This is a genomic window from Calothrix sp. PCC 7507 (assembly GCF_000316575.1).
Taxonomy (GTDB): domain Bacteria; phylum Cyanobacteriota; class Cyanobacteriia; order Cyanobacteriales; family Nostocaceae; genus Fortiea.
The window spans coordinates 2,626,739-2,647,141 of the sequence record NC_019682.1; the positions used below are offsets into that span (position 1 = coordinate 2,626,739).

Here is a 20,403-nt window from a genome sequence, read left to right on the forward strand (position 1 = left end):
TATTATGAGCAATCAAGTAGAAACTGACAAATTTATCAATGATTTAGACCGTGTTGCTCAAGTACGAGCAGATATTTCATCATCGTTAAGTAATCTTGCTGAAACAATTAATAAAGCCGAATTAGCTGGAGATTATTCATCAGGAAAACTCAGCTTAGAACGAGATATTGAAGATATTAAAGCAGCTAGTAAAAACCTCAAACAAGGTGTGTTTCGCCTCTTAGTTTTAGGCGATATGAAACGAGGAAAAAGCACCTTTCTTAATGCCTTGATTGGCGAAAACTTACTACCAAGTGATGTTAATCCCTGTACCGCAGTTCTCACAGTTTTGCGTTACGGGCCAGAAAAGAAGGTTACAATTCACTTTAATGATGGCAAACGTCCAGAGCAGCTAGATTTTCAGAATTTTAAATATAAATATACTATTGATCCGGCAGAAGCTAAAAAACTAGAACAAGAGAAAAAGCCAGCATTTCCTGATGTTGATTATGCAGTAGTAGAATATCCTTTAACTCTTCTAGAAAAGGGTATTGAAATTGTTGATAGTCCAGGATTAAATGATACGGAATCACGGAACGAATTATCCTTAGGATATGTGAATAACTGTCATGCTATTCTGTTTGTGATGAGAGCATCTCAACCTTGTACCTTGGGTGAACGGCGCTACCTAGAAAATTATATCAAAGGTCGAGGATTGTCGGTTTTCTTCTTAATTAATGCTTGGGATCAGGTAAGGGAATCATTGATTGATCCTGATGATGCAGAGGAGTTAAATGGAGCAGAAACTAGGCTGCGGCAAGTATTTCAAGCAAATTTAGCAGAATATTGTTCTGTAGATGGACAGAATATTTATCACGAGCGCGTGTTTGAACTTTCATCAATTCAAGCACTGAGAAAAAGGTTGAAGAATCCCCAAGCCAATTTAGAGGGAACTGGCTTTCCAGAGTTTACAGGAGCGCTGAATACTTTCTTGACTAGAGAACGTGCGATCGCTGAGTTACGCCAAGTGAGAACATTAGCAAGACAAGCCTGCAATCATACCCGCGAAGCTATAGATAGAAGGCTACCATTACTTGACAAAGATGTCGATGAGTTGAAAAAAAGGATTAATTCTGTAGAACCAGAATTTAACAAACTCACAAATATCCGCGATCAATTCCAAAAAGAAATTATCAGTACGAGAGATACTCAAGCCAGAGAAATTTCTGAATCATTCCGCAGTTACGTTTTAAACTTAGGTAATACCTTTGAAAATGATTTTCTCCGCTATCAACCAGAGCTAAATCTCTTTGATTTCCTCAGTAGTGGTAAACGAGAAGCATTTAATGCTGCACTGCAAAAAGCCTTTGAGCAATATATCACTGATAAATTCTCTGCTTGGACTTTAACAGCTGAAAAAGATATTAATACAGCTTTTAAGGAACTTACTCGTAGTGCTGCACAGTATGGTGCATCTTATAGTCAAGTAACAGACCAAATTACTGAAAAATTAACTGGAGAAAAAGTCAGAGTTAATCACACTACCAACACTGAAGACGATAACTCTCCTACATGGGCAAAATGGGCAATGGGATTATTATCCTTGACTAATGGTAACATTGCTGGCTTTGCAATGGCTGGTGCAGGGTTTGATTGGAAAAATATTTTGTTGAACTATTTTACCGTTCTTGGTGTTGGTGCGTTAATAGGAACAATCATCAGTCCTATTCTCGCTCCTATTTACATCCCTTTGCTTGGCTTAGGTGTAGGATTTTTACAAGCAGATCAAGCTCGAAAACAGTTAGTTAAAACTGCAAAAAAAGAGTTAGTTAAATATCTTCCAGAAGTTGCACAAAAACAATCCCAAACTGTATATGATGCTGTGAAAGAGTGTTTTGATTCTTACGAAAGAGAAGTAAGTAAGCGGATAAATGATGATATTATATCTCGAAAATCTGAGTTAGATAATCTACTCAAGCAGAAAGAAACGCGAGAAATTAATCGTGAAAGTGAGTTAAAGCGATTGAAAACTTTGCAGGAAGATGTTATCTATCAATTGCAGAAAATTGAGGCTGCTTATAGCAATTTATTAGCTTACTATAGCTAGCTGATATTTATTGTTCTCAGCTAAAAGCGGAGAATGCTTAGAAGTTGTTTGAAAAGTCCCAGACAGGTATAAATTGTCATTCTGAACGGAGTGAAGAATCCCAATTTTTCGTTGAGGCTAAGATACTTCTCTTCGAGAGGCTACGCCAACACTCCGCAGAGCTACTTTAAGCATGACAAAAACTATACTTTTCAAACATCCTCTTAGAAGTAGGCTCTGACTTTCATAAATATATTAATATGAGGCGGAGCCTCAATATCTACATTCCCAGATAAAATCTAGGAACTAGGAATGAAGGCTGAAGAAAATTATGCAACAACAGTATGAAGGTTATCGGGATTTAGTAACTTCTATTCAATCTGCTTGTAGTTTACTAAATTTAGATCGCAAGTCACAACTGTATCAAGATGTCACTACTGTTTCCAATTATTTAGCTAATCCTAACTTTCGGATTGCGGTATTTGGGCCTTTTAATCATGGTAAATCAACTCTGTTGAATGCAATATTGGGGAGTCGTGCTTTACCAATTGATTTAATTCCTACCACAGGCGCGGCTATTACTGTTAAGTATGGCTCTGATGTACGCACTCGCATCATGTTAGTCGATGGTACGGAAATCTATCGCAGTGGTACAGAAGTTTTGCAGCAATTTGCCATTCTTGATAGTAATAGACAGATGCGAAAAGATGTAGCATCTGTGGAAATATTTTGTCCCCATTCTTTTTTAGAAGCGGGTGTAGAATTTCTCGATTTACCCGGTACTAATGATAGGGAAGAACAAGATAATTTAGTCAAAGAACAACTCTTTAGTACTGATTTAGTGGTACAATTGCTAGATGCACGCAAGTTAATGACTTTAGGAGAGCGCGAAAACTTGCGAGATTGGCTACTAGATCGGGGTATTAAAACAGTTATATTTGTTGCTAATTTTATTAACTTACTAGAACCAGACGAGCAACTACAAGTGCAAAATCGTCTGCGGTTTGTGGCTGAAAGTTTTCGAGCCGAATTACCTGCGGGTTTTAGTAATTTGTATCGGGTTGATGCTTTACCCGCTTTAAGAGCAAGATTGAAAGGTGATGTTGCTGCTGCTACTAGTAGTGGTTTAGTGACTTTTGAAGCAGCTTTGCAAAATGTTGTGAGTATTTTACAACAAAATCGTGGCGGTGTGCGCTTGCCAAGAGTGCAGGCGATCGCATCCCAAATCCAATTATCATTAAAAGCTAAAATTGACCCCCTGCTTAATGAAGTTAAATCTTTTGATGATAAGCAAAATGCTAAAATAGAAATTAAACAAAAAGCAAAAACCTTAATTCAAAAAGGTTTTGATACTAGCGTCGCTGAGTTACGAGATTGGCTAAGTTTACCCAAGCTACTCTCAAAATACCAAACTGATGCAACGGTAGCGCTAGCAGAAAATAACTTTAAATCTTGGCAGACTAATATTTTAAAAAAAGACCTGACACAATTACAATTAGCTGTCGTGAAATGGCTTTATCAAGGCTATGATTTTTTTCAACAAGAACGTCCTGAAGATTTATTAATTCCTTTTCCTCCCGAACCCCAAGTAACTCTACCCCCCAAACAAAGTAATACTAATGATTTGAGTGAACCTGGTGCTGTAGCAGTTGGTGGCGGGATTGGTTGGTTATTGGGTGGCCCTGTAGGTGCTGCTGTCGTAGGAAGTATTTCTTATTTATTAAACAAAAATATTCAAAATTCTGAAGAAAAATCAAATCAGGAATCTTATCATCAACAAGTTGCGAAAATTTGTATAAATGCAACTGAAGATTATTTGTCTCGTTTGAGCAGCCAAGGTTTATCAATCTTAGCTAAATATGAACAGCAATCAACAAAAGTAATCCGTTTTGAAGTGAGTAAAGAGCCGTTAGATGTCACTAAACAGCGGGAAAATTTACAGCAGTTGCAAAAAAGTTTTAATCAGTTGTTACGAGAATTAGAAAAATCTAAGATACCTACAAATTATCAACCATATCAAGAAATACCAAAATATACATATCCAAACCAAGAGTCTTCTCCGCCAAGAAACAAAGAGACAACAAAACAACATAAAAATACTTCCTCATCTCCCTCATCCCCTCCCCCACGTCCAGAAGAATTGGAAGCAAAATTTAAAAATTGGGAACTGGATGAGGAAATAGCGCGAATGAAAGCAAATATGCGCTCTCCTGGTTCTAGTAAGCAGCAGACAAGCCAAAATAACAAAGCACCAAACCCACCGAAAACAGCAGTGGAAAAAGATAAAATTGCACGCGCTTATAGTGTTTTGGGGTTACAACAAGATGTTTCTTTTGCAGAGGTGAAACAGACTTATAAAATTTTAGTTAAAAAATGGCATCCAGATTTATATGTTAGTAAGCCACAATTGCAAAAACAGGCTCAAGAGAAAATGCGATTAATTAATGAGGCTTATACGGTATTATCTAATCAAACTCATTGATAATATTGGTTTTCTACAACAGGTTCATGCGTCGAGACTCCATATTTTACAAACTATTCCAACAATCCCCCACTTTATTATTTGAGCTATTGACAAATCCGCCAGAAAATGCAGGTGAATATAGATTTGATTCGGTAGCCGTTAAAGAACCTAAATTCGAGATTGATGGTGTATTCCTACCACCAGAAAGTGAAAATCCGGGTGTAGTTTACTTCTGCGAGGTACAGTTTCAGAAGGATGAAAGACTTTATGAGCGTGTATTTGCGGAATCTTGGTTATACTTTTACCGCAATCGTGACAGATTTAGCAATCTACACATCGTGATAATTTACCCATCTCGTAGTCTTGAGCAAAGTGATATTCGTCCTTATTTAAGTCAACTTAACAGCACTCAGGTAAATCGAATATATTTGGATGAGTTGGGTAATATTCGTCAATTACCTTTATGGGTGGCATTAACATTATTAACTACACTAGAGGAAGAACGCACCACTGAGGAAGCAAGATATTTGCTCGCTAGAAGCCAACAGGAAGCACCGTCACCAGAAAATCGCGCCATAATAGAGTTAATAACAACAATTATGGTGTATAAGTTTGAAGGTAAAAGTCAACGGGAGATAGAAGAAATGTTGGGAATTACATTGAGAGAAACCCAGGTTTACCGGGAAATTAAGCAAGAAGGACGGGAAGAAGGACGAGAAGAAGGACGGGAAGAAGGACGAGAAGAAGGACGGGAAGTAGAAGCGCGATCGCTCATCCTCCGTCAACTAACTCGAAAGGTGGGAGAATTACCTCAAGTTGTGCTTGAGCGTATGGAAACTCTTTCCCTAGAACAATTAGAAAATTTGGGTGAAGCACTGTTAGATTTTACCAGTATGGCTGATTTGCAGGCTTGGTTAACAGTACTTGAGGGTTAGGATCAGGAAGAGATATCTAGGGTAAGTCATGCGATCGCCCACTAGATCGAGATATACACAAAACAGCGATCGCCTATAATTGTCCTTGTCATCATCAACTTCAAAACTCAAACGAAATCGTTCCCTGCACCGTGAATGGTGCGCCATAAGAGACACGCAATCTACCGAAAGAATTTTCAAAATAATCTACGTTGAATAGATTTTTGAAATTGAGCGCAGCACGGAACCTATCTTGTTTGTAGTAGATAGCAGCATCAGTCGTTAAGTAACTCGGTAATTCATAGGTGTCGTCAAGAAATCCTGTGCGCTCTCCGACATAAAATAGTCCCAAACCAAACCCCAAGCCTTGCAATTTTCCTTGTTGAATTTGATATGTTGTCCATAGACTAGCGGCATTCTTTGCTACACCATTTAGGCTACTACCAACTGGAAGAACATTATCTTTAGTCACGCTAAGATCCGTATAAGCATAGCTAGCGAAGATATTCCATCCAGGTAAAATTTCGCCTGCAATGTTGAATTCAATTCCTTGGCTACGCTGTTCACCTGTTTGGATGGAAAAGCCCAGTGGTACATCTGGTCTAGTATCAGTAGTCACCACATTGGTGCGGGTCAGGTCGTAGAAAGCCAGTGTTGCTGAGAGGCGAATACTTAAATCGGCTTTGACCCCAACTTCGTATTGTGTGCCTTGCTCTGGTTGAAATACACTACCATCAAAGGCTGTACCAATGACTGGATTAAATGATTGACTGTAACTGGCATAGAGTGAAATGGGCACAATTGGCTGATAAACAATGCCTACGCGAGGACTGAATGAATCACCTGATTGACTGGTTTCAGTATTGTTGAGAAAGTTTTGGTTAGTTTGATTAAAAACATCAAAACGAGCGCCTAAAAGCAACTTCAAGTTTTCGGCGATCGCTACTTGATCTTGCAGGTAGATACCAAGTTGATCTGTGACGGTGCTGCTATCAGTTCTAGACGTAATCGCCCCTGGTGGTTGACCGTAGATCGGATTAAATAAGTCAATTGGCACACCTACTCTATTAACATTTTGGGTATCCAGATCGACTCTTCTTAACTCTACGCCAAAAAGCAATTGATGCTTGATCGAACCAGTGGAAAACTTACCAACAACATCAGTTGTGAGATTATATTCATCATATAGTAGATAGGAAAACTCAGAAAATGATCTTTGTAGCGTGCGGTTATCAGGCAAAAGCCGAGTACCAACAGTAACACCCCGGTTTCGGAAATCCATATTCCCAAATCGAAAGGCATTTTTTAGCGACCAGTTGTCATTAAGTTGATGTTCTAACGCATATCCAACTCTATACCCTGAGTCCGTATGAACACCCTCATTTGTGTTACGGTTGCGCGGTATCTGACCATTTGGATTAGGAAGCACAGTACCAATCAGTGGTAAGCCAAGGTCGATCTGATCGAATGTGGAGTCTACATAATCTGCTTCTAAGGTCAGTTTCGTATTCTCACCGATGGCAAAACTGATGACTGGAGCAACCACCAAAACCCGGCTTCTGGTAAAGTCCTGAGTAAAGCTTTGATCTTTATAAGAAGCATTGAGTCGATATAAAACTTTCTTGTCATCGTCTAGTGGTCCAGATATATCTACGGCACCACGATAGAAATCATAACTCCCAACGTTGGCCTCAACCGAGTAGTAGCGATCGCGTAGCGGTTGTTTTGTCACAAAATTAATCGTCCCACCCGGTGCAGCACCGCCCAAGAGAACAGAAGCCGGCCCTTGAAGAACTTCAATTCTTTCAATCCCAGAAAGTTCAGCCCCAGTTGTGGCACCAACGTCTTTTATGCCGTTTCTCAGGGTATTCCCAGAGAAGTCATTGATAAAAAAGCCCCGGTTAGTCAGCCGAACATTGGGAAAGCCCGAAGGGTTATTTTGACGAATGCTAGCGACATTTCTCAGTGCGCTATAGACATTGGCTTGTTGATCGCGCAGCACTTCTTGAGGAATCACCTGAATCGATTGGGGAACGTCGCGCAGGGGTGTATCGGTTTTAGTTGCAGTTGACGAATCTCCCACCCGATAACCATCCTGTTCACCTGTCACCACCAACTCAATCGGCTCATCACCCTGTGCTGCTGGTTGTGCTGGCGGTATGTCACTTGCTGGCTTTTCTGGTTCTGGCTGCATTGCAGTTGCAGTAGATGCGACACCAAAAATTAAACCTTCATCGCTATCAAATAATTCAACTGTTGGTAAAGCTTTTTCACCGACTACCGTCACTCGAATGGTATTTGCATCAGAATTCATCACAGTTATCTCTGTAATTCCCGCAAGCGGTTTTTCAGAGCGGAAGGTGAAACCCTCACCCGACGGTAATCGCAATTGAGCATTAGGAATATCAGCAATAAAATTATTACCAGTACTACGGTTGGTGAGTTGTAATTTTTCCCCTTGGGTAGTTTGTAAAATTACCTCCACACCTTTTTCTGTAGGGTTTGCTTTCACTCCGGTTATTTGGGTGATTGTCGGCGTGGGCGACTGCACTATTAACTTACCAAGGGCGGGAGGCTTAACAATCCGTGCTTTTTGTCCTTTCTCTTCTACTGCCCATCCTGATTGAATTCCTACTATACCCAAGCACCAAGATAAACTCAGTGTCAACCACAACTGAAAACTGTTATGTAAGTACCAACTCTTCATCACAACTCCTTAAACACCAGCTGACTGCACTTGACTTTATTGACACTATTTGCAACGAAGATGATGAGTAGAGATGAAAAATTTCCTGTCTCTACTCAGTTCTATTCCTGGCACAAACCCTAGCTTGTTGCAAATCATTATTCTTTAATGAGACTGAGTATAGAGAAGAGTTGGTTGTTGAGTCTATGGCAAAAACGGCATCGTCAGTCCAAAACGGACTTTTTACCCGATAAACATTCACCAATAAAGAATCATGTACACCAAAAGGGTTGTCATAGGCATCGCATTGCTATTGAGCGAGTGAGTATGGCTGGATCAAAGTTCTGGCAGGAATCCCTAGCTGCTGATGTAGCTTTCTAATCATCTCCAGAGTCAGAGGTCGCTTACGGTTTAAAATCTCGGCGACTCTTGCTCGAGAGCCGATCGCACTTTCCAGATCATGTCTAGTTAAACCCCGACTCTCCATGTAATAGAGAATCGCTGCGATCGGCTCCGGTGGTAAAATTGGCTCATGCTTATTTTCGTATGCTTCTACTAGAGTCACTAAGATTTCTAGTTGATCGAACTCTGGGGTTCCCTGTGTGGAATCAAAAAGCCGCTCTATTTCTGTCAAAGCCGCTTTGTGATCTTCTTTAGTTCTGATGGGTTGTAGACTATACATATTCACCTCAAATAGTCTCGGCGTTGATCTTGTCGTATTCAGCATGGCTACCGACAAATCGGATGAAAATGATGCTAATGTCATAACGGACATGAACTATCAACCGATAGTTATTGCCTTTGATGTTAAATACGACTCGGTTATTAGCGATGAAGCTGGCATTAGCATAAACACTTTTAATGTCTGCGGGACTTTGCCAATCAGCTTGAGCAACGTCATCTATCCACGCTCTTAGTGCTTGCTCAACATCTGTATGAACTTCCCAAAATTCACGGAGAGTACTACGAGCGATGATTCTCATGATGCGATCATAACTTGCTCCCCTTTTGGGAGCAATAGTCTTACAATCCCAAAACGGACTTTTTACCCGATAAACATTCACTAGGCATGATGCCGAATCTACGTTTAAAAACCGATGCAAAGCGTCCCTGCTCAGAATAACCGACTTGGTGGGCAACCTCGCCAACGGTGATGTTTCCCTGACGTAATAACTGTTCTGCTGACTCCATGCGCTTATCTGTGAGATAACCAAATACTGTTGTGCCAAAGAGTTCTTGAAATCCGCGTCGGAGAGTCCTATCGCTAATTCCTACCATCTGTGCTAACTCTACTAACAAAGGTGGGTTTTCTAAATGAGAGTGCAAAATTTCTCTAGCATGATGGATGCTAGCAATAGTTCCTGGCTTTAATTTCGGTGATGGTTGCAATCCGCCCTGATGCGACAAAATCGGGGTTAGTTGCAATGTCATCAATTCCAAAACCTTCGCTTGCAAATACATCCGCTTAGTTATCCCGTGGTAAGGACAATTAATCATCTGCGATACCACACCTTGGATAGCTGGTGTAATTTCTGGGTAAATTAAACTTTGCCAATCATCACCCTGTGCTAAAAAACGCAATTGGGGCAAAATTTCGTCATCTGTTGTGGGGAAAAAAGTTCTCAATACATCAGGGGACATATGAATATCCACACCCACACGCCACGTTTGCGGAATTTTAAAGGACGTTTGGCGTTGGATACCACTACCGGAGATACAGGTATATCCTTCCCCTACCTTTCCTCCATACTCATCTATGGTGCTACCTGAAAGCAAAACGCCAAATTGCAAGGGGTGTTCCCATTCAGGAATTTGGATGACGACATCATCATGATATTGATAGTCCATCATCGCCAGCCAGATATTGGGATGTACTTGTACACCGCGAGAACCACCTCTACCCAGCTGCTTAGGCATTTCATGGGTGAATTCAAAGGGTTCTGAGGTAGCGTCGCATACAACACTCTGGGCAACCTCATCCCACAGTTCCCCTTCTTCCTGCGCTGTCATGGTAATGGTCACGGCTAGCAATTGATGGTAAACTTAATAGAAATTATTAGCAATAAGTTTACACGAAATAGCTTAAGATTAAGTAATAATTGTGTATTTATTGTTTATAGCAGTTCTCGGTCGGATGCAACACAATCGAGGGCGGGGTTTCCCCGCCTTTACAGGTCTTGCAATTTAAAACTGTTCCTCACTCATCTGAAAACTGTTATATGTTATCAAAAAATATTATTTTGGCTTTTGACGATCGCATAGCATCTCTTATTAGAATCGTGTTGCTAATTTCAACATTTCTACTTTCTACCAAACTTTATTTAAATTCAAAATAAACCCAGGTAACACAGGTTCACAGCTAACATTCGCAGGATTATCTAAACATTCTTCTGGTTGACCTGGACGATAAATATAAACTTGACGATGCTTGCGGTCAATTAGCAAACCTAACTGTATTCCCGGTTCCTGTAGATATTCCGCCATTTTTTCTTTTAAAGGTGAGAGGCGGTCACTTGGCGATCGCAGTTCCACTATAAAATCTGGACAAATGGGAGCAAAACTTTCTTGCTCGGCTTTGGAAAGAGCATTCCATCTTTCTAGCTTAATCCAAGAAGCATCAGGCGATCGCTTTGCACCTGTTGATAGTGTAAATCCTGTGCTGGAGTCAAAACAAATACCCGTACCGTCTTTTTCTGCCCAAACTCCTAGCTGTACAGCCATGTTAAAGTTACGATTTCCCGTCTCTGAACCCGTGGGTGTCATAATTGATATTTCTCCTAATTTATTCCGCTCAATGCGTAAGTCACGATTCACTTGACAGAATTCAAAGAACTGTTCGTCTGTCATTTGCATTGATGGTGGAATTTGCAACATTAAAGGAGATGAAAGCATCATACATACCTCAATAACTTTTCTTTAAAATATTGCTCTACCAAACTTTATTTAAATTCAAAATAAACCCAGGTAACACAGGTTCACAGCTAACATTCGCAGGATTATCTAAACATTCTTCTGGTTTTCCTGGACGATAAATATAAACTTGACGATGCTTGCGGTCAATTAGCAAACCTAATTGCACTCCCGGTTCCTGCAGATATTCCGCCATTTTTTCTTTTAAAGGTGAGAGGCGGTCACTTGACGATCTCAATTCAATCACAAAGTCTGGACAAATGGGAGCAAATTTTTCTTGCTCTGCTTTGGAGAGCGCATTCCATCTTTCTAGCTTAATCCAAGAAGCATCAGGCGATCGCTTTGCACCTGTTGATAGTGTAAATCCTGCACTGGAGCTAAAACAGATACCTGTTCCATCTTTTTCTGACCACACCCACAACTGTCCTAAAATATTAAATTCTCGATTACCTGTCTCTGAACCCGTGGGTGTCATAATCGATATTTCTCCTAATTTATTCCGCTCAATGCGTAAATCACGATTGACTTGACAAAATTCAAAGAACTGCTCATCTGTCATTTGCATTGATGGTGGAATCTGCAACATTAAAGGAGATGAAAGCATAATGCCTACCCAACTGACTTAATACTTTTATTTTCACGCAAAAACAAAAAGACGCGAAGATAAAACTTCGCGTCTTTGCGTAAAATGATTTGACAGATTTATTTATTAGGTTGAGGAGTTAACCGCAAATAAGGTTTGACTTCCTCGTAACCTTTGGGGAACTTCTCTTTGAGTACTTCTGGATCTTTGAGAGAGGGGACAATTACAACATCTTCCCCATCTTTCCAGTCTGCTGGTGTCGCCACGCTGTAATTATCAGTCAATTGCAGAGAGTCAATCACCCGCAAAAGTTCATCAAAGTTGCGTCCAGTGCTGGGAGGGTAGGTGAAGGTGAGACGGAGTTTCTTACTGGGATCAATAACGAACACCGATCGCACTGTCACGGTTGCAGCAGCGTTGGGATGGATCATATCGTAAAGGTCAGAAACCTTACGATCGCCATCTGCCAAAATCGGGTAGTTAAGAGTAGTCTTTTGAGTTTCTTCGATGTCTCCTACCCAGCCTTTGTGGGATTCAACATCATCAACACTGAGAGCGATCGCTTTGACATTACGCTTGTCAAATTCTGGTTTCAGCTTGGCAACCGTGCCTAATTCAGTGGTGCAAACAGGTGTAAAATCAGCAGGGTGAGAAAACAGCACTACCCAGCTGTCACCCGCCCATGCGTAAAAATCGATGTCGCCGTGTGTTGAGGCTTGCGTAAAGTTGGGTACTGTGTCACCAAGACGGAGAGTCATGAGAGATTCCCTGTAGTTATAAAAGCTTAAGTATTATACTACAGCAATCGTTACATAAAACCCCGGTTTCCCTATCGGATTGAGAGGTTTATCAATAAATTTCAGGTTATGTAATTGCTTATGGCGATCGCAAAATTTGTTCATATGCCAGGATAGTTTGCTGGGCGATCGCGTGCCAGCTGTAATTTTGCAGTGCGTAATTTTGAGCGTTTAATCCCCGGCGTTGGCGTTCTTGGGGATTTTGCAAAGCTTCTTGCAATGATTCTGTTAAGGCTTGTATATCTGTTGCACATACCCAGCCAGACTGACTCTCACGTATTTGCTCACAAATATGCACCTGATCGGAAATCACTACAGGTATTCCTGCTACCATCGCCTCAGCTACAGCAATCCCAAAGTTTTCGTAGTAAGAAGGCAAGACGAATAAATCAGCCGCCTGTAATAGACTAGCTTTTAGTTCACCCGTAACAAAGCCAGTGATTGTCGTGTGCGATCGCAATGGTGAATTGTCAATTTGGCACTTAATTTCTTGTTCATAATCTGGGTCTTGGGGATTGGTTCCAGCTAAAATAAAGTGAAAATTGTGCCCGGATACTAACAGCTTCTCTAGGGCTGGAATCAACAAATTTAAACCTTTTTTTGGGTCAATCCGCGACATAAACAGCACTAAAGGCATATCTTTGGGAATATCCAACAAAATCCGCACATCCTCCCTTTCCCTATTTATTTGCAGGGGAATCACGCCCAAAGGAATCACCAAATCTCGTGTCGATACACCAAAACGTAGTGATACTTTTGCTTCTTGATCGCTAGTAAAATGAATTGCTGCCGCACCAGCTAAATTACGACGTTCTAAAACTGCAACATAAAGCTTTTTTAATTGTTTTTTCTTGCGTAAATCAGCCGGATCGAGAGTTCCCAAAGGACGCAAAATATAGGGTAATTTTTGTTGCCGACAAACAATAGCGGCAGCACTACTTATAGGAGAGAACAAAGCATGAATATGTGCTATGTCAAATTCCTGGGCGTGACTCTTTAACCAATCTAGTAAATCCAGTGAAAATTTATAGCGACGAAATGGGGCGCAATGAAAATATATGATTTCGTAACCATTTTGTTGAATAGGGTAATTTAAGGGCACATCAAGGGGTTCTTGACCGATATCTCCATTACTATCAGTTGTGATAACTGTAACGGCTACACCCTCTTTTGCCAGCGCGGGAGCTAGTCCTAATACCATTTGACTAGGACCACCATAAATCAAAGAAATTGAGGGAACAATATGTAGAATTCGCATATATTTTTCCTAGTAGTCGGTTAGTGGTGTTCAGATCCCCGACTTCTTATAGACACCCGTAGGGTGGCTTCCCGCAGGGTAGAAGTCGGTGATCTAATCTGCCTAATTAATGGGATGAACCACGACTAACAAGTTCTTTATAAAACTCTAATTGCTGTTGAGCTAGTGCTTTGTTTGTATATTTGGAAATTGCTTTTTGATAACCCATTTGACTTAGTCTTTGAGCAAATTCTGATTTTTCCATCAATTGAACTAAACAATTAGCAAGAGCTTGAACATTGCCTTCAGGAAAGACTAAACCAGCATCACCAATTACGTGAGGAATTTCGCCAGAATCAGAACCAATCACAGGTACTTTGCAAGCCATTGCCTCAATCAGTACATGCCCAAATTGTTCTTTCCAGCCAGTTGCAGTTAAAGTTTTAAGATTGTAAGTAGTTTCTGATGGCAAGACTAAAGTACTCATTAAATTGATATAGTTAGCAACTGCATCATGAGGAACACTTTCGATAAGAATAACCCGCTCCTTAAGATTATTCTCTGTTGCTATTTTAAGTAGTTCTGCTTGCAATATTCCACGCCCCAGAAGTAATAACTTCCAAGGTCTATCTTGCAAAGTTACTAATGCTTTTAGAAGTGTTAATAAACCTTTTTCTTGGACAAATCTACCAACAAAACCAACTATAAACTCACCTGGTTTAATACCCAATTTAGCTGCCAATTCTGTTTGAGGTTGGGGAGTAAATCTATTTTCATCTACACCCAGTTGTGGCATTATCTTAATTAGACCTTGATATCCTCGTTGTTGCAGTATTTTTGCCCCATCTTGATTACCACAAATAATCCCATCACTATTGTTGAGATTATATTTTTCTAATAAAGCAATAGGTAATTTCAGTTGGTATGGTAGATTCCACCAAGTAAAAAATACATTTTTAGCCTTTAATTTTAATAATTGATTTAAGATAATCATCTGAGTATAAGACAGTCCTCTAGAGCCTTGTTCCACATGGATGATGTCGGGGCGAAATTGTTGCAATAAAGATATTAATTCAACACCAAAAGTTAGAAGTCCCTGATGATTTTGGCTAAAATTAGAAAGTGGTACTATTTTAAATGCCCCTTCATCTCGGTATTGAGTTTCAATAATTTTGTTTTGCACTCCTCCAGGTTTCCAGCGTTTGGGAACCACAACTGTTACTTCAATTCCGGGTTCGAGTCGGGATAATTCACGTAATTTTTCGCAGTTCAGGTCTACAATATAAGTATGGCTAGCAACTAAAATTCTCATCACTATTTCTGATTATAAATTTGCTAAACTAAATCACAGATAAATAATTCAAAATCAAACACAGTTTTAGTAGTTTTAGTAGCTCACTAAAAACTGGAATACGGTGGGCAATGCCCACCCTACATAACTATCTGAGGGTTGAAAAAATTCTAAACTTGTTGATCTAATCGACTATAAATTTGACCATCATTCCAGATGGACTGAATGACGGTAGCCAAAGCCTTGAGAAAACCTAAAATGTAGAAAAAGCCGCGAGTCAAAATTTTGATAGGGGAACCGCTTTTGTGACAAGGTGGTCGTCCCAGAACGTGACAGTCGAATAACCGCGCGTAGAGGCGTAAAGCTTGATTAGCGTTGAGGTTTTTCAGCCCTAGTAAGAAATGGTTGTGGTAGAAAGTGAGTTGATATTTGAGCGATCGCATACTAATATCATGACAACCCCCCGTTTCTTCCCCTAAATGCACTAAAGCAGCATCTGGGTCATACCAAATCTTATATCCCGTTTGCCGTAGTCGCAAGCAAAAATCTGATTCTTCGCGGACTGCACTCCCGCGAAACCTCTCATCAAACCTCAATTTGTGGATGCTAAAAATTTCCCGCCGAAAAGACATATTACAACCCCTAGTTGTCAGAACTTGCTGGGGTTTAATTGTATGTACTAAATCAATATAATACCAAGCAATTCCAGGGTCCATTGCTTGGGGTGGCAGATATTCAATTTCTTTGTAATTAGCATCTCCTTGGGTTTTGCCTTCCACGGCATCAGCTAATTTCATCCGATCAAATACCCTGCCAGCAACAGCCCCTACTTCCGGATTCTGCAAATAGTTTTTGACATGCGCTGTTAAAAATCCAGGGGTTAACTTCACATCATCATCAATAAATAAAATTATTTCACCGTCTGATCGGCGCACCCCATAATTACGCGCCCCAGGTAAACTTGCCCAATCTAAATGGAACCATTTAATTTTACCTGCTTTTGCCAATTCTTCTAGGTAAGCTTGAATTTCTGGTTTGTGTTTTGGAGTTTGATCTACTACTAAAATTTCAAAATTTGGATAGTCTTGTTTAAGGACATCATTAACGCTATCACACAAGATTTCTTCTCGACCGTACGTCGGTATAATTACGGTTATCAAAGGATAATTATTCATTTTTATACTATAAATTTTGCTTCGATTATTAAGATAACTCACTATAATCAAACATGCCATTCTGATCTCATATAGAGTCAGAATAAAATCAATTAAGTTTGGATCTTTAGGTGTTTTTTCTTAGTTGCTGATTCCGGTTCGGCATTTTCCTTTTCTTGTTTATCTATAACCGGCAATTTGAAAAGAATACCCGCAGCAAACCAGTAATATACAGCAACGGGATCGACATCTAAAGGGTAATAGTAGGTGTTGTAACTAATAAACAATATAAACACCCACAATGCAGCTCCGTAACTGCGGAAATTACGGTTTTTTATCGAGCGATATGTTTTGAAGGCAGTGAATGTCAGGGTGGTAACTAAACCCACAAACCCCAGTAATCCTAAAATACCCACCTCATACAATACTTTGGGGTAATAAGTTTCTACTAATTTAGTTTTACCCATTGCACGAGCAGAGTTTGTCGCCCGACCCAAGCCACTCCCTAGTGGCCCGTCTACACTTTTCCAATTTTCTGCAAATTGATCAACGATAAACGCCTGGGGTGGTGAAGCTTCCCAGCGACTGCTAAAACTGTCCAGTCTCTCTTGTACAAGAGTAGGGTTACTCACCATCGCAATTCCCAGAATAATCGCTAGTCCCACTCCTATAGGAATAAACCTTTTGAGATTGGCAATTTGTCCGGTGAGAAATAGTAAAATTATGAAGCAGGTTGGGACTAAAGCTAAAGCAATTCTCTGCCCAGAAACTACTGCATTAACAAAGACCATTGCCAAAGAACCTAAACTCACTAATCGCCAAATAATAGAAGGGTCAGCGAAACCAGTAGCAAAGGTAAAAAATGTGCTGGAAATTAAAAACCATGCCCACTGCCAAGGTGCAACAAATGTTCCAGGTAGGCGAATCATTCCCTGGCTAGGACTATAAACTAGGGAACCACCAAAATAACATCGGGCTTCTAATGTCGCCTTAAATAAGGCACTCCCTTCGGCATTTTTAGTACCTTCGCATATCCCGGTTAAGAGGAATAAATATTGAATTAATCCCAGCACGCAGCACATAAGTATAAGTACGACTTGCAGGCGAGCTAATAATATAAAATCCCGCTTATCACGAATTAGATAGTAAGTACAACCGATTAAGGGTACATAACCTAAAAATACTTTCAGTCCCAAAATACCCAAGCCTATGGGTATATCAGTGCCTTCTTTTGCTATAAGTCCACTACTAGGTGGGTTTAGCTGTTGTCCGCCATTGATAAATATTAGGGTTAGTAAACACAGTCCCAATAAAATAAATAGTGGGGTTTTAATAGCTTTGACAGGAATTAGAGGTATTCCTTGCCTACGGCAACTTTGCCAAACTCCCATTAGGACTGGAACATAGAAAGCATCTTTAGCTAATTGGAGTATGGGACTATTGCCGATGTAATAGGTGATAGTCCCTCCGAAGGGTACATAAATGATAAAAGCAAAAAACGCTTGGCGGGGATATTTGTAAGATAGGGACAAGATGAGAATTGCTAAAACACCTGGAATCGCGGCCTTAATACCACCCACGAAAAAAAGAATAATGCCAAGAAAGAGACCACCAAAGATGGCTTTGTTTAATAAACCTGTGAATTCTTTACGCGCTAAGGTTGCTTTACGTTTTTGGGCTAATCTTTCTTTGAGGCTAAGGGTAGGTATTTCGGTTTTAGCCTGCTTTTTTGATTTTTTTAACTTCTGGGATTTTGATTTTAATTTAGGCATAATAGCCCATGAATAGATATTTTTAGTTAATAAACGTAGCCATATCAGAATTCACCATAGTTGCTCACTTTAAGGCTGGTTTAATTCACTGTTTTTTCAGGAGAGTTCACCAGGATTAATTCTGATATTCATATAACTTCGTCAAAGAAGCTAACGGTCAATAATAACACATAAAATTTTAATGTCGAGACAGATAAAATGATGATGGAAAGTATTAAAAATCTAGGTATTGTCAACATCTTAAGCTCTTTAAGGTGCTACGATGTTTTCACAAATCACACAGGATTAGCATATTATTTACTTTCGCAAAAGGTTTATTCAAAATTAGGTGTGTGATGCTATTTCACTTTTAAGTCACTACAAATGCCACAGCTTCCACAAACAACCAAGGCTGGTTAATTTGCAGAAGCTGGGACGAAAAATTTATATTTCTTAACAGCAAGCAGGGGGCAAACGGTTGTTTGCCCCTACTCATGGTAATTTTTATTCTGGAAATCTTCTAACTTAAACTGCCAGATGCTGTTGAACTTGTGAGACTAATTCTTTTGTCCAGTGGTTAGCAAGTTCTGCGTCAGCGGCTTCCACCATAACTCTGATTACGGGTTCTGTGCCAGAGGCGCGGACTAAAATTCTGCCAGCATCACCCATTGCAGCCTCGGCGATCGCGATCGCTTGTTGTACAGGTTCACAATCTTTCCAGCCTAAACGGCGATCGCGGTCGATGACTCGCACATTATGCAACAGTTGGGGATAGGTCTCAAAGCTTTGGTCTACCATTTCGCCCAGAGAAACACCCGCCTCTTTCACTAGAGCTGCTATGTGTAAGGCTGTCAATAAGCCATCTCCAGTAATACCATAGTGACGGCACAGGATATGGCCAGATTGTTCACCACCCAGCATTCCCCCAGTCCGCAGCAATTCTGCTTGCACGTACTGATCGCCTACTGCTGTGCGAATTAAGTTACCACCGTGTTTTTGCCAAGCCCTTTCAAAGCCTAAGTTGGCCATGACGGTAGAGACAATGAGGTTATCTGGTAGTTGTTGCTGTTTTTGTAAGTGGCGTCCCCACAGGTAGAGGATATAATCGCCATTAACTGGGCGTCCTGTGTTGTCTACTGCTAAAACGCGATCAGCATCACCATCAAAGGCAAAACCTAGATCAGCGTTGTGTTGCTTGACTGTGGCTTGCAGAATATCTAGGTGAGTGGAACCACAGTTAACGTTGATGCGATCGCCATCCGCTTCGTTGTGCAAGCAGATCACCTCTGCACCCATTTCTTTAAATACGACTGACGCCAACCCAACAGCCGCACCCCATGCCAAATCTAAAACAATCTTCATTCCCTGAAGATTGACTACATCCTGCAAAGTCGTTTTCAAAGCCTCACTATAATTCTTGACTAATTCATGACGTGCATAATGCCGCCCACAATTACTTACACTGGCAGCTACTGAGATATTCCCACGTAGTCCCGCTTCAATTTCTGCCTGCAATGCTTGGGGTAACTTAGTACCATCTTCACCAAAAATTTTAATCCCATTGTCCTCTGGTGGATTATGGCTGGCAGAAATCATCACACCACCGATCGCATTACTGATGCTGGTGAGATAGGCGACACAAGGGGTGGGGCATAATCCCAAATACCAAACCTCTATACCTGCTGCTGTTAACCCTGCACTCAAGGCCATAGCTAGCATATCACTGGAGTTTCTCGAGTCTTGTCCGAGAATAACTGGGCCTAATTGAGAAGCATGGGTACGCAAAACAATACCCGCCCAAAAACCTACTTCCAATGCTAAGGGCGCATTTAGCAAATCTCCCACTTTTCCCCGAATGCCATCTGTACCAAACAAGGGATTTGCTGACAATGCTAATAATTTCAGCCCAAAATTACCCGCGATATTTTTTCCTAATCCATCAGATTTGGAAGTAGAACCTCCATTAATGTCATTTTGAGTCCGAGTTATCGATGAGACCATAAATTTAAACACTCCACACAGTCAAACTGGAGAATAGCACTTTACAATTTGTTCAACAATTCCGGCTCAATAACCTTTTGACTACTGAGTATCTGGGCGTAGATTAAGATAGTTTTGCACCTTGTCAGTAGTCAACCCGTCAGTTGTCATATACACTTTTCCTTCGCTAACAGCGATCGCGGGTTGCTCCAGTTGATTGATGCTTACCTAACTATATACTTATTTTTTTTATTAGACATTGACTTTATCAAGACTATTTATAAGTAATACTACGCATAAATATCTCTCTTTCACTGTAAAGATTGCCTAAAGTAGATATTTTTATTGCCTTGAATTTAGAGACTGGAGATGGAGACCATGTCCTGGGCATACAACTTTTATATACGCGGCGACATGTTGTTAAGCTAATCTGCGTTTAACTTGCATGATTCCTAACTATAATATTTAAAAGCCAGAATAAAAAAACCTCTTGATTCCTTCCTGGGTTATAAATTCTGACTTCTACCATTAGTGTGAGTATCGCTACAATGGATTGTGTGTTTGATGATTG

The 20,403-nt window shown here is 40.4% G+C and carries 15 protein-coding genes; 3 read left to right on the top strand and 12 right to left on the bottom strand.

All coding sequences use genetic code 11. The features are described from left to right. The first annotated feature begins 4 nt into the window (after window positions 1-4). From CAL7507_RS11300 to CAL7507_RS11310, 3 genes are all read left to right on the top strand, one after another. Window positions 5-2,086: a dynamin family protein gene (locus CAL7507_RS11300; RefSeq protein WP_015128608.1), complete on the top strand. Its 2,082-nt coding sequence runs from the start codon at window positions 5-7 to the stop codon at window positions 2,084-2,086. A gap of 310 nt (window positions 2,087-2,396) precedes the next feature. Continuing rightward, window positions 2,397-4,547 carry a dynamin family protein gene (locus CAL7507_RS11305; protein WP_015128609.1) on the top strand — a complete coding sequence of 717 codons (2,151 nt, stop codon included), beginning with the start codon at window positions 2,397-2,399 and terminating at the stop codon, window positions 4,545-4,547. A gap of 26 nt (window positions 4,548-4,573) precedes the next feature. Then, window positions 4,574-5,464 carry an Rpn family recombination-promoting nuclease/putative transposase gene (locus CAL7507_RS11310; protein ID WP_015128610.1) on the top strand — a complete coding sequence of 297 codons (891 nt, stop codon included), beginning with the start codon at window positions 4,574-4,576 and terminating at the stop codon, window positions 5,462-5,464. A 100-nt stretch (window positions 5,465-5,564) separates the two neighbouring features. On the opposite strand, the gene CAL7507_RS11315 is transcribed toward CAL7507_RS11310, so the two are convergent. The 12 genes from CAL7507_RS11315 to glmM form a co-directional block, all read right to left on the bottom strand. Further along, on the bottom strand, window positions 5,565-8,150 hold the full coding sequence (locus CAL7507_RS11315) for a TonB-dependent siderophore receptor (RefSeq protein ID WP_015128611.1): 2,586 nt from the start codon (window positions 8,148-8,150) through the stop codon (window positions 5,565-5,567). A 289-nt stretch (window positions 8,151-8,439) separates the two neighbouring features. Beyond that, window positions 8,440-8,811 (bottom strand): type II toxin-antitoxin system HigA family antitoxin, encoded by a 372-nt coding sequence (locus CAL7507_RS11320; RefSeq protein ID WP_015128612.1) that lies wholly within the window; start codon window positions 8,809-8,811, stop codon window positions 8,440-8,442. Window positions 8,812-8,818: 7 nt separating this feature from the next. After that, window positions 8,819-9,112, bottom strand: a complete 294-nt coding sequence (locus tag CAL7507_RS11325) for a type II toxin-antitoxin system HigB family toxin (RefSeq protein WP_015128613.1) — start codon at window positions 9,110-9,112, stop codon at window positions 8,819-8,821. A 40-nt stretch (window positions 9,113-9,152) separates the two neighbouring features. Next, window positions 9,153-10,139: an AraC family transcriptional regulator gene (locus CAL7507_RS11330; RefSeq protein WP_015128614.1), complete on the bottom strand. Its 987-nt coding sequence runs from the start codon at window positions 10,137-10,139 to the stop codon at window positions 9,153-9,155. Between the two features lie 297 nt (window positions 10,140-10,436). Beyond that, window positions 10,437-11,021 (bottom strand): Uma2 family endonuclease, encoded by a 585-nt coding sequence (locus tag CAL7507_RS11335; protein WP_015128615.1) that lies wholly within the window; start codon window positions 11,019-11,021, stop codon window positions 10,437-10,439. Between the two features lie 37 nt (window positions 11,022-11,058). Then, entirely contained in the window at window positions 11,059-11,643 is a 585-nt protein-coding gene (locus tag CAL7507_RS11340; RefSeq protein ID WP_015128616.1) for a Uma2 family endonuclease, read from the bottom strand. A gap of 98 nt (window positions 11,644-11,741) precedes the next feature. Next, a complete protein-coding gene (locus tag CAL7507_RS11345; protein WP_015128617.1) occupies window positions 11,742-12,380 on the bottom strand; it encodes a peroxiredoxin in 639 nt (212 codons plus the stop codon). Window positions 12,381-12,498: 118 nt separating this feature from the next. Continuing rightward, the gene (hpsP, locus tag CAL7507_RS11350; protein ID WP_015128618.1) at window positions 12,499-13,677 is read right to left on the bottom strand and encodes a hormogonium polysaccharide biosynthesis glycosyltransferase HpsP; all 1,179 of its coding nucleotides are present in this window, start codon (window positions 13,675-13,677) and stop codon (window positions 12,499-12,501) included. 106 nt (window positions 13,678-13,783) lie between these two features. Beyond that, the gene (gene hpsO, locus CAL7507_RS11355; protein ID WP_015128619.1) at window positions 13,784-14,968 is read right to left on the bottom strand and encodes a hormogonium polysaccharide biosynthesis glycosyltransferase HpsO; all 1,185 of its coding nucleotides are present in this window, start codon (window positions 14,966-14,968) and stop codon (window positions 13,784-13,786) included. Between the two features lie 149 nt (window positions 14,969-15,117). Next, on the bottom strand, window positions 15,118-16,122 hold the full coding sequence (hpsN, locus tag CAL7507_RS11360) for a hormogonium polysaccharide biosynthesis glycosyltransferase HpsN (protein WP_042341277.1): 1,005 nt from the start codon (window positions 16,120-16,122) through the stop codon (window positions 15,118-15,120). Between the two features lie 92 nt (window positions 16,123-16,214). After that, complete coding sequence (gene hpsL / locus CAL7507_RS11365; RefSeq protein WP_015128621.1) at window positions 16,215-17,873, bottom strand: hormogonium polysaccharide biosynthesis protein HpsL; 1,659 nt, start codon at window positions 17,871-17,873, stop codon at window positions 16,215-16,217. Window positions 17,874-18,377: 504 nt separating this feature from the next. After that, window positions 18,378-19,853, bottom strand: a complete 1,476-nt coding sequence (glmM, locus tag CAL7507_RS11370; protein WP_015128623.1) for a phosphoglucosamine mutase — start codon at window positions 19,851-19,853, stop codon at window positions 18,378-18,380. Between the last annotated feature and the right edge of the window lie 550 nt (window positions 19,854-20,403).

Coding starts and splice junctions, on each gene's coding strand:
- CAL7507_RS11305 (WP_015128609.1), top strand. CDS start 2,397: ATGCAACAACAGTATGAAGGTTATCGGGATTTAGTAACTTCTATTCAA.
- CAL7507_RS11340 (WP_015128616.1), bottom strand. CDS start 11,643: ATGCTTTCATCTCCTTTAATGTTGCAGATTCCACCATCAATGCAAATG.
- CAL7507_RS11330 (WP_015128614.1), bottom strand. CDS start 10,139: ATGACAGCGCAGGAAGAAGGGGAACTGTGGGATGAGGTTGCCCAGAGT.
- hpsL (WP_015128621.1), bottom strand. CDS start 17,873: ATGCCTAAATTAAAATCAAAATCCCAGAAGTTAAAAAAATCAAAAAAG.
- CAL7507_RS11345 (WP_015128617.1), bottom strand. CDS start 12,380: ATGACTCTCCGTCTTGGTGACACAGTACCCAACTTTACGCAAGCCTCA.
- CAL7507_RS11300 (WP_015128608.1), top strand. CDS start 5: ATGAGCAATCAAGTAGAAACTGACAAATTTATCAATGATTTAGACCGT.
- CAL7507_RS11325 (WP_015128613.1), bottom strand. CDS start 9,112: ATGAGAATCATCGCTCGTAGTACTCTCCGTGAATTTTGGGAAGTTCAT.
- CAL7507_RS11320 (WP_015128612.1), bottom strand. CDS start 8,811: ATGTATAGTCTACAACCCATCAGAACTAAAGAAGATCACAAAGCGGCT.
- hpsO (WP_015128619.1), bottom strand. CDS start 14,968: ATGAGAATTTTAGTTGCTAGCCATACTTATATTGTAGACCTGAACTGC.
- hpsN (WP_042341277.1), bottom strand. CDS start 16,122: ATGAATAATTATCCTTTGATAACCGTAATTATACCGACGTACGGTCGA.
- CAL7507_RS11310 (WP_015128610.1), top strand. CDS start 4,574: ATGCGTCGAGACTCCATATTTTACAAACTATTCCAACAATCCCCCACT.
- hpsP (WP_015128618.1), bottom strand. CDS start 13,677: ATGCGAATTCTACATATTGTTCCCTCAATTTCTTTGATTTATGGTGGT.
- CAL7507_RS11315 (WP_015128611.1), bottom strand. CDS start 8,150: ATGAAGAGTTGGTACTTACATAACAGTTTTCAGTTGTGGTTGACACTG.
- CAL7507_RS11335 (WP_015128615.1), bottom strand. CDS start 11,021: ATGCTTTCATCTCCTTTAATGTTGCAAATTCCACCATCAATGCAAATG.
- glmM (WP_015128623.1), bottom strand. CDS start 19,853: ATGGTCTCATCGATAACTCGGACTCAAAATGACATTAATGGAGGTTCT.